The following is a 9286-nucleotide window of genomic DNA, read 5'->3' as shown; positions in this document are numbered from 1 at the left end:
GTGCAGCCACCAGCCCCTGTCGCTCCGGCTCCTGTCGCTCCGGCTCCTGTAGCCACGACTCCTGTAGCCTCGGCACCCGTGGTGGCTCCTGCCCCGGTGCAAGCCCCGGTGGCGCCAGCGCCAGCAGCCGGCCTGGGTACTGCAGCAGTAGCAGGTGGTGCGGCAGCCGCATCGGCCTTGCCGCCCACAGCAGCGCCAGCGGCACCGGCGGCCTCCGAGCCGTTGCTGCGCTGCCGCAGCTGCTTTGAAGTGGTGGCGGCCGACGATGTGTTCTGCGGCCACTGTGGTTTCCAGCTCAAGCCCTGACGGGTTGTGGCATTCTTTGAGGGCGCGCAAGCGCCCTTTTTTATGGCACTCTGTATCCGCCCGTAAGCGCGGCTTCATTGGTAAAAGAGTGTTGTCAATCCGGGCAAAACGGCAGACCGGCCGCGGCGATTCACGTCAGGCAGGTTACACTTTGCCGATTCATGTCCAGTAACTAGATCGGCTTATAACCATGTCAGGTGAAACGACCCAGCGCAGCGGTTTCGATATGAAAAGCGCCCAGTTGCCGGTGGTTGCGTTCGCACTGCGTTCGGCCGACCTGGAGCAGTTGGCGCAGGAGTTTGCCGAGCGTTTTGGCAGCGACTCCGCCTTTTTCGACCATGACCCGGTGCTGGTCGATCTGGCGCAGCTGCGCGAGGCCGATGAGGACATCGACTTTGCCGCCCTGGTGGCCTTGCTGCGCCAGTACCGCACCACACCGGTGGCGGTGCGCGGCGGCAGCGAGGCGCAGATGGCCAGTGCCTATGCGGCCGGCCTGATCGCCGCGCCCGAGGCGCCACCGGCGCGCAAGGCGGCCGAGCCCGAAGTGCGCGAGGTCGAAGTCGAGGTCATCAAGGAAGTGCAGCTGCCGGCCAAGGCGACCATGCGGGTCGATAAACCGATGCGCTCGGGCCAGCAGGTCTATGCGGCGGGCAGCGATGTGATCGTCAACGCCATCGTCAGCTACGGCGCCGAGGTGATTGCCGATGGCAACGTCCATGTCTACGGGCCCTTGCGGGGCCGGGCCGTGGCCGGCGCGCGGGGGGACAAGAGCGCACGTATTTATTGCACCTGTTTTGAGCCGCAGCTGGTGTCCATCGCGGGCATCTACCGCACGGTCGAGTCGGATTGGCCCGCCGAGCTGTCGGGCAAGGCAGCCGTGGTGCGGCTTGAAGGTGAGAAACTGTTGATCGAGCCGCTGTGACAGGCGCACGGGGACGGCCCGCACCGGGCTTTGGACATTTGAGGACGTAAAGGGATCGGATCGAAAGATGGCAAAAATCGTCGTTGTAACTTCCGGCAAGGGCGGAGTTGGAAAAACTACCACCAGTGCAAGCTTTGCGGCCGGACTGGCACTGAGCGGCCACAAGACTGCGGTGATCGACTTCGATGTCGGCCTGCGCAATCTGGACCTGATCATGGGCTGCGAGCGCCGTGTGGTCTATGACCTGATCAATGTGATCCAGGGCGAGGCCAACCTCAACCAGGCGCTGATCAAGGACAAGCAGCTGGAGAACCTCTACATCCTGGCCGCCTCGCAAACGCGCGACAAGGATGCGCTGACGCAGGACGGGGTCGAGAAGATCCTCAAGGACCTGGCGGCGATGGACTTTGACTTCATCGTCTGCGACTCGCCCGCCGGTATCGAGAGCGGCGCGCTGATGGCGATGCACTTTGCTGACGAGGCGCTGGTGGTCACCAACCCTGAGGTGTCGTCCGTGCGTGACTCGGACCGCATTCTGGGCATGCTCAGTTCCAAGACCAAGCGCGCCGTCGATGGCGGCGATCCGATCAAGGAGCACTTGCTGATCACGCGCTACAACCCCAACCGGGTGCAGGACGGCCAGATGCTGTCGCTGGAAGATATCCAGGACATTCTGCGCATTCCGCTGATCGGTGTGATTCCCGAGTCGGAATCGGTGCTGCAGGCGTCCAACCAGGGCACGCCTGCGATCAACCTGAACCAGACCGATGTGTCCGAAGCCTACAAGGATGTGGTGGCACGCTTTTTGGGTGAAGACAAGCCGATGCGCTTTACCGATGCGCAAAAGCCTGGTTTCTTCAAACGCATTTTTGGGAGGTAAGTTCAATGTCCTTGCTGTCCCTGTTCTTGGGTGAAAAGAAAAAGACCGCGTCGGTCGCCAAGGAGCGGCTGCAGATTATTTTGGCGCGTGAGCGCACGGGCCGTAGCAATAACCAGCCGGACTATCTGCCGGCCCTGCAAAAGGAGTTGATGGCCGTCATAGCCAAGTATGTCTCCATCAACCCAGATGACGTCCGCGTCAATCTCGAACGACAAGACAATCTCGAAGTCTTGGAAGTGAAGATCGAGCTGCCGGATAAGTAAGTTTTCTAGGTCTGAAGTGTTTGTTCGTGGTGCATGTGTGCTGCGGCGAATGCTTAGTCTGGCTGGGGCTTGGGTGGTTTTCGTATGGGGGTGGCGATATGGGCCCGCATGCGTTGTTGTGGCGCCTTGCCATACCAAAGTATTGTCTGCGGCGCCACGCCTAGCCTGCGGGCCCATCTCGCCATTGGGGTGGGTGGCTTGGGCGCTGCGCGCGCTGCTGACTTTGCTGTTGAATACAGGAATCACCATCCGGGTTTTTGGTGCGTTCTTGTTATTGCTTCCTCCAAAAACAAACGCGACCTTCGGGTCGCGTTTTCGTTGGGGGTAAGTCGGTGGATTTCTGGTGGGTCGTGGATAAGTTGGTGGCTTATCCACAAGACTATGCACAGCCCTGCGCTTTTCCCCTCAGTTATGCACTGGGCTCGGCCGTGTTGTCGTAGGCGTGGGCTTTCCAGTACTTGAAGGTGCCTTGGGCGGTGGCCAGGATGCGGCGGTTGGCGTCGTAGATGTTGGCCTGGCAGGTGCACAGCGAGCGGCCCTGGTTGATGACCCAGCCTTCGGCGACCAGCGGGCCACGGCCCGGGTAGATGAAGCGCGAGGACATCTCGACGGTGACGGCGGTGCTCGACGGCGCGCCGGGCGCGAGCACGGCAGCGCGCGACATGGCCACGTCGAGCAGGGTCATGAGGATGCCGCCGTGCGCGGCGGGCAGCTGGTTGCACAGTTCCTCGCGCAGGTCGGGCAGGTGCACGCGCACGATGCCGTCTTCAAAGTTCGGGTCCTGGCGCGCGCCGATGAGGCGCAAAAAGGGCACGCGGGTGTTGAGGTCCTCGATGCTCAGCTGCTGGCGGGGTGGGGTGGTGCTCATGCGGCGGCCTTGGCGTCGCGCACCATGTTGCGCGCAATGATGATCTGCTGGATCTGCGTCGTGCCCTCGTAGAGGCGGAACAGGCGCACATCGCGGTAGAAGCGCTCGATGCCGTACTCGGCCATATAGCCCGAGCCGCCCAGGATCTGCACCGCGCGGTCGGCCACGCGGCCGCACATCTCGGTGGCAAACATCTTGGCGCTCGATGCCTCGGTCGAGACGTTCTGGCCCGCATCGCGGCGGCGCGCGGCGTCGATGGTCATGCACTCGGCGGCATAGAGCTCGGCCTGGCTGTCAGCCAGCATGGCCTGCACCAGCTGAAAGTCGCAGATCGCCTGGCCAAACTGCTTGCGCTCGAGCGAGTACTGCAGCGCATCGCGCAGGATGCGCTTGGCGCAGCCCACCGCTACGGCGGCGATATGGATGCGGCCCTTTTCCAGCACCTTCATCGCGGTCTTGAAGCCCCGGCCCTCTTGCAGGCCGATCAGGTTGGCTGCGGGCACCTTGACGTTGTCAAAGATCACATCGCAGGTGTGGGCGCCGCGCTGGCCCATCTTCTTGTCGTACTTGCCAAAGCTGATGCCCGGGCTCTTGGCATCGACGATGAAGGAGGACACGCCCCCCGCGCCCTTGTCGGCCGGGTTGGTGCGCGCCATCAGGGTGAACATGCCGGCATGGGGCGCATTGGTGATGAAGCGCTTGGTGCCGTTGACGAGGTAGTGGTCGCCTTGCTTGACGGCGGTGGTGCGCAAGGAGGCGGCGTCCGAGCCGGCTTCGGGCTCGGTCAGCGCGAACGAGGCGATCACCTCGCCGGTGGCCAGGCGCGGCAGCCATTCGGCCTTCTGGGCATCGGTGCCATCCATCAGGATGCCTTGCGAGCCGATGCCCACCGTGGTGCCGATCACCGAGCGGAAGGCGGGCGAGGTCTGGCACAGCTCCAGCAGCACATGCACTTCCTCTTCCATCGTCAGCTCCAGGCCGCCGAACGCTTCGGGAATGGTCAGGCCGAACAGGCCCAGATCGCGCATCTCCTGCACGATGGCTTCGGGGATCTCGTCGGTCTCGGCAACTTCGTTCTCGGCGGGCACCAGGCGCTCGCGCACAAAGCGGCGCACGCTGTCGAGCAGCGCGTCCAGGGTTTCTTGGTCTCGGATCATGGATGGTTCTCTGTTGCAGGGCTTTAGAGCGTTGCCGCCGTACCCAAAATCGCTGTGGCCTGGCTGGACAGGGTGCCGCCATTGCCGTGGGCCAGTGCGAGCTGGGCGCCCGCCACCTGGCGCTCGCCGCAGTTGCCGCGCAGCTGGCGCACTGCCTCGATCAGCGCAAAGATGCCGTACATGCCCGGGTGCACGCAGGACAGGCCGCCGCCATTGGTGTTGACCGGCAGGCTGCCGCCCGGCGCAATCGCGCCGCTGGCAACAAAGGCACCGGCCTCGCCCTTTTTGACAAAGCCCAGGTCTTCCAGGAAGAGCAGGGTGTTGATGGTGAAGGCGTCGTAGAGCTCGACCACATCCATGTCCTGCGCCGTCAGGCCCGCCATCGCAAAGGCCTGCGCGCCCGACTGGCTTGCGGCGGTGACGGTGAGGTCGGGCATCGACGAGATCTGGCGGTTCCAGCAAGCGGTCGCATTGCCCAGCACATAGATGGGCGCGTTCGGGCCGCGCTGGGCATCTTCGGCGCGGCTGAGCACAAAGGCGCCGCCGCCATCGGTCACCAGGCAGCAGTCGCGCACGGTGAAGGGATCGGCCACCATGCGCGCGCCCAGCACCTGCTCGATGGAGAGCGGATCGCGCATGAAGGCTTCGGGGTTCTTCTGCGCCCACTGGCGCGCCGAGACGGCGACGGCCGCAAGCTGCTCGCGCGTGGTGCCGTACTGGTGCATATGGCGCGCCGCAGCCATCGCATAGGCCGCGACCGGCATCGTGGGCTCAAACGGGTGCTCAAAGGGCTGCGGGTCCATGAACTTGCGCGCAGCGGTCGATTCTTTGCGGCCAAAGGCGGCCGAGCGCTGGGCGCTGCCGTAGCAGACCAGCACATGCTTGCACTGGCCGGCCTCCAAGGCCATGATCGAGGGCAGCAGGTGGGCGATAAAGCTGGAGCCGCCCACCATGGTGCCGTTGATGTAGTTCGGGTTGATGCCCAGGTGCTCGATCACCGGCATGGGCCACATGGTGGCGTTGACGCTGCAGGTGGCCAGGCCGTCGATGTCCTGCATCGTCAAGCCCGCATCGGCCACGGCGGCGTGTGCAGCGCGTGCGAGCAGCAGCATGTCGTCCGAGCCCGGGGCTTCGCCGCAGCCATAGGTGGCCACGCCGCTGATGGCGGCCTTGCCGCGCAGCGCGCGCAGGCCGCTGCTGGTATGTACTTGTGCCATGTTTTTATCCCTCGTTATTCGGCTTTGAACACCACCAGGCCCTTGCCGTTGTGCGCGATGACTTCGGCTTTCACCGCCATGCCGATCTTCACATCGGCCGGTGCCATGCCTTCGACGCGGCTCATCATGCGCGGGCCTTCTGCCAGGTCCACCAGCGCGACGTTGTAGTCGCCACCGGCCTCGGCCTTGCGGCGGATCACCGTGGTCGAGTAGACCGTCCCTTTGCCACTGGGTTGCTCCCAGGCCAGCGCATCGCTGCCGCAATGCGGGCACAGCTCACGGGGGTAGAAGATGGCCTGGGCACAGGCCTTGCAGCGCTGAATCTGGAAGCTGCCCGTATCCAATGCAGCCTGGTACTGGCTTGACATCGAGGGTGTCATTGCGGAATCTTTCTGAGGAGATAGCGGATGGTGAAGCATGGCCCCATTGCCTGCTGCACGCAATTATTGGTTGCCGAAGAGGGGGTTTGGCCGCGCTTGACGAACCTGGGTGACACTGCTTTCGCTTCTGTGGGTATCAGGGTTTTCTAGGCTTTGGCGCAGGCTAAGGCAGCGCTTGGCAAATGCAGAAACCAGGGGGCCAGAAATCTCTAGCATCGTCTGTCAAACGCTTTCTATAAAACCGGAGACAAGACCATGAAAATGACCGCGCTGGCTTTGGCCATGGCCGCATGCTGCACGACGGGCGCGCAAGCGCAGGGCATCTCTGACGATGTCGTCAAGATTGCCGTGCTCAGCGATATGTCCGGCCCCTATGCCGATACCGCAGGGCGGGGCTCGCTCGAAGCCGCGCGCATGGCGGTCGAGGACTTTGGCGGCACGGTCGGGGGCAAGAAGATCGAGGTGGTGTTTGCCGACCACCAGGGCAAGGCCGATGTCGGCGCCAGCCGCGCACGCACCTGGTTCGATACCGATGGCGTGGATGTGGTGGTGGACCTGAATAACTCGGCGGTCGCGATGGCCGTCTACAACCTAGCCAAGGAGCGCAACAAGCTGGTGCTGACCTCGGGCGGCGCATCGGATGCGCTGACCAGCGAAGCCTGCATCCCCACCGGCATCCACTACACCTATGACACCTATGCGATGGCCAGCGGCGTGGCCCACGCGATGCTGGAAAAAGGCAAGAAGGACTGGTACATCATGGCGGTGGACTATGCCTTCGGCAAGGCCGGCGCCGAGACGGTGACCAATATCGTCACCAAAGGCGGCGGCAAGATCGTGGGCCGCACCAACTTCCCGCTCAATGCCAGCGATTTCTCGTCCTTTGTGCTGCAGGCGCAGGAGTCCAAGGCCTCGGTGGTCACCCTGGTGAGCGCCGGCAATGACACCATCAATGCGATCAAGTCGGCCAAGCAGTTTGGCCTGATGCAAAAGCAGACCGTGGCGCCGCAGTTCATGTTCATCCAGGACGTGCATTCGCTAGGCCTCAAGACCGCGCAGGGCCTGACCTTTGCCACTGCCTTCTACTGGGACCGCACCCCCGAGACGCGCGCCTTCTCGCAGCGCTTTTTTGAGCGCATGGGCAAGAAGACCATGCCCTCGATGGTGCATGCCGGTACCTACTCGGCCGTGACCCAGTACCTGAAGGCCGTGGCCGCGACCAAGACCGACGACGGCTCCGCGGTGACCAAGTACCTCAAGTCCAACAAGATCGAGGATTTCTTCAGCCAGAACGGCCATGTGCGCGAGGACGGCCGCATGGTGCATGACCTCTACCTGGTGCAGGTCAAGTCGCCCGAGGAATCCAAAGGCCCTTGGGATTACTACAAGGTGCTGGCCACCATCCCGGGTGACCAGGCCTTCAGGCCCATGGCCGATGGCAAGTGTGGTTTCGTGAAGAAGTAACCACAGACTTATCCACAGGCAACGCGGTCTTCAGCGCTGAAAGACCGCGTTATGCATTCCAAACCCCCTTGCAGGAGCCAACCATGTCCCAAGCTTATCCACAGTTGCAACTGTTTATCAACGGCCAATGGCTGTCCGCCGACGGCCGCAAGAGTGAGCCCGTCATCAACCCGCTTGATGAATCCACGCTGGGCCAGCTGCCCCATGCCAGCGCCGCCGATCTGCAGGCCGCCCTGCAGGCCGCCAACGCAGCGTTTGAAGGCTGGAAGCGCACCTCACCACTGGCCCGCTCGGACATCTTGCGCAAGGCCGCCAGCCTGATCCGTGAGCGTGCCGACCATATCGCCCGCTGCATGACCCTGGAGCAGGGCAAGCCCGTGCGCGAAGCCAAGCTCGAAGTGCTGGCCGCCGCCGACACCTATGACTGGTATGCCGAAGAAGGCCGCCGCAACTATGGCCGCCTGGTGCCGGGCAAGACCCCGACCCAGCGCATTGCCGTGCACCATGAACCCGTCGGCGTCTGCGCCGCCTTTGCGCCCTGGAACTTCCCGGCCATCACGCCCGCGCGCAAGATCGCCGGCGCCTTGGCCGCCGGCTGCACCCTGGTGCTCAAGCCCGCCGAGGAAACCCCTGCAACCGCCCAGGAGCTGGTGCGTGTGCTGCACGACGCCGGCCTGCCCGCCGGTGTGCTGAACATGGTGTTTGGTGTGCCGGCCGAGGTCTCGGGCTACCTGCTCGACCAGCCCGAGGTGGCCAAGTTCTCGTTCACCGGCTCCACCGCCGTGGGCAAGATGCTGGCCTCGCATGCCGCCAAGAGCATGAAGCGCGCGACCTTGGAGCTGGGCGGCCATGCGCCGGTCATCGTCTGGAAGGATGCCGATATCAACAAGGCCGCTGATGCGCTGGTCGCCGGCAAATTCCGCAACGCCGGCCAGGTCTGCATCTCGCCCACGCGCTTTTATGTACACCGCGATGTGTTCGACAGCTTTGTGACCGCCTTTGTCGAGCGCACCAAAAAGCTCAAGGTCGGCAATGGCCTGGACGAGTCAAGCCAGATGGGCCCGCTGGCCAACCCGCGCCGCATCGAGGCCCTCACCCGCCTGATCGCCGATGCGCAGGAGAAGGGCGCCACCCTGCACACCGGCGGCAAGCGCATGCCCGGCAAGGGCTTCTTCTGGGAGCCCACCGTCATCAGCAACCTGCCCGAAGACGCCGGCCTGATGAACGAGGAGCCCTTTGGCCCGGTCGCGCTGATCAATCCCATCGCCGACATGGACGAAGCGCTGCAGCGCGCCAACCGCCTGCAGTACGGCCTGGCCGCCTATGCCTTCACGCAGGACAGCGCCGTGCGCCAGCAACTCTCCAACGGCGTGCAGACCGGCATGCTGGGAATCAACACCTTGAACATCTCCATGGCCGAGGCGCCCTTTGGCGGTGTCAAGGAAAGCGGCTGGGGCTCGGAATGCGGCATTGAAGGGCTGCAGGCTTACTGCAATATCAAGCTGGTCAGCGAAGACCAGTAACCGCTGCTGCTGCATCGCCGGCCCCTGCTGCGGGGCCGAGCGATGGAACCAAACACCGCGCCAGGTATTCAGACAGCAGATTCGCCGCTGGTGTGCCCGCACACCAGCGCCTTCTGTTTTTAAAAAATACAACGATGAGCGCAAGTTTGCAGATCGGGCCGTTCTCACTGCCCTGGGGTTTGGTCATTTTGATGCTGGCATGGCTTGCGGCCGATGTGCTGCTGGCGCGCTGGGCGCGCAAGCGCGGCCTGTCCACGACGCCGCATGCCTGGCTGCTGCCGCTATTGGCGCTGGTGGGGGCGCGCC

General features: G+C 63.7%; 9 protein-coding genes and 2 pseudogenes. 7 read left to right on the top strand and 4 right to left on the bottom strand.

Annotated elements, in window-relative coordinates; genetic code table 11:
- The 4 genes and pseudogenes from H928_RS32435 to minE form a co-directional block, all read left to right on the top strand.
- Positions 1-306, top strand: a pseudogene (locus H928_RS32435) (hypothetical protein); the annotation flags it as partial.
- A gap of 190 nt (positions 307-496) precedes the next feature.
- Positions 497-1228, top strand: coding sequence for a septum site-determining protein MinC (gene minC, locus H928_RS0116340; protein ID WP_021027474.1), 732 nt, complete (start codon positions 497-499; stop codon positions 1226-1228).
- Positions 1229-1295: 67 nt separating this feature from the next.
- A complete protein-coding gene (gene minD, locus H928_RS0116335) occupies positions 1296-2108 on the top strand; it encodes a septum site-determining protein MinD (protein ID WP_021027473.1) in 813 nt (270 codons plus the stop codon).
- 5 nt (positions 2109-2113) lie between these two features.
- Positions 2114-2371 (top strand): cell division topological specificity factor MinE, encoded by a 258-nt coding sequence (gene minE / locus H928_RS0116330; protein WP_021027472.1) that lies wholly within the window; start codon positions 2114-2116, stop codon positions 2369-2371.
- Positions 2372-2780: 409 nt separating this feature from the next.
- Here minE and H928_RS0116325 read toward each other — a convergent pair whose 3' ends face one another.
- Genes H928_RS0116325 through H928_RS0116310 form a run of 4 tightly spaced genes read right to left on the bottom strand, consistent with a single transcriptional unit; the run spans position 2781 to position 5993 of the window.
- Positions 2781-3239, bottom strand: coding sequence for a PaaI family thioesterase (locus H928_RS0116325; protein ID WP_021027471.1), 459 nt, complete (start codon positions 3237-3239; stop codon positions 2781-2783).
- Positions 3236-4396 (bottom strand): acyl-CoA dehydrogenase family protein, encoded by a 1161-nt coding sequence (locus tag H928_RS0116320; RefSeq protein ID WP_021027470.1) that lies wholly within the window; start codon positions 4394-4396, stop codon positions 3236-3238. Before H928_RS0116320 ends, H928_RS0116325 begins: the two co-directional genes overlap by 4 nt.
- Before the next feature lie 23 nt (positions 4397-4419).
- Positions 4420-5613 (bottom strand): thiolase, encoded by a 1194-nt coding sequence (locus H928_RS0116315; protein WP_021027469.1) that lies wholly within the window; start codon positions 5611-5613, stop codon positions 4420-4422.
- A 14-nt stretch (positions 5614-5627) separates the two neighbouring features.
- Positions 5628-5993 (bottom strand): Zn-ribbon domain-containing OB-fold protein, encoded by a 366-nt coding sequence (locus tag H928_RS0116310; RefSeq protein ID WP_021027468.1) that lies wholly within the window; start codon positions 5991-5993, stop codon positions 5628-5630.
- Positions 5994-6248: 255 nt separating this feature from the next.
- Between H928_RS0116310 and H928_RS0116305 the strand changes: the two genes are divergently transcribed.
- The 3 genes and pseudogenes from H928_RS0116305 to H928_RS33500 all read left to right on the top strand — a co-directional run.
- A complete protein-coding gene (locus tag H928_RS0116305; protein WP_021027467.1) occupies positions 6249-7457 on the top strand; it encodes an ABC transporter substrate-binding protein in 1209 nt (402 codons plus the stop codon).
- Positions 7458-7540: 83 nt separating this feature from the next.
- A complete protein-coding gene (locus H928_RS0116300; RefSeq protein ID WP_021027466.1) occupies positions 7541-8980 on the top strand; it encodes an NAD-dependent succinate-semialdehyde dehydrogenase in 1440 nt (479 codons plus the stop codon).
- 134 nt (positions 8981-9114) lie between these two features.
- Positions 9115-9286, top strand: a pseudogene (locus H928_RS33500) (TlpA family protein disulfide reductase); the annotation flags it as partial.

Source organism: Comamonas sp. B-9, from assembly GCF_000410635.1.
GTDB lineage: Bacteria > Pseudomonadota > Gammaproteobacteria > Burkholderiales > Burkholderiaceae_C > Comamonas.
This window is presented reverse-complemented; position numbering and strand designations above follow the sequence as displayed.

Bases quoted from the DNA above. Each gene is read 5' to 3' on its own strand.
- minC (WP_021027474.1), top strand. From the start codon at position 497: ATGTCAGGTGAAACGACCCAGCGCAGCGGTTTCGATATGAAAAGCGCC.
- minD (WP_021027473.1), top strand. From the start codon at position 1,296: ATGGCAAAAATCGTCGTTGTAACTTCCGGCAAGGGCGGAGTTGGAAAA.
- minE (WP_021027472.1), top strand. From the start codon at position 2,114: ATGTCCTTGCTGTCCCTGTTCTTGGGTGAAAAGAAAAAGACCGCGTCG.
- H928_RS0116325 (WP_021027471.1), bottom strand. From the start codon at position 3,239: ATGAGCACCACCCCACCCCGCCAGCAGCTGAGCATCGAGGACCTCAAC.
- H928_RS0116320 (WP_021027470.1), bottom strand. From the start codon at position 4,396: ATGATCCGAGACCAAGAAACCCTGGACGCGCTGCTCGACAGCGTGCGC.
- H928_RS0116315 (WP_021027469.1), bottom strand. From the start codon at position 5,613: ATGGCACAAGTACATACCAGCAGCGGCCTGCGCGCGCTGCGCGGCAAG.
- H928_RS0116310 (WP_021027468.1), bottom strand. From the start codon at position 5,993: ATGACACCCTCGATGTCAAGCCAGTACCAGGCTGCATTGGATACGGGC.
- H928_RS0116305 (WP_021027467.1), top strand. From the start codon at position 6,249: ATGAAAATGACCGCGCTGGCTTTGGCCATGGCCGCATGCTGCACGACG.
- H928_RS0116300 (WP_021027466.1), top strand. From the start codon at position 7,541: ATGTCCCAAGCTTATCCACAGTTGCAACTGTTTATCAACGGCCAATGG.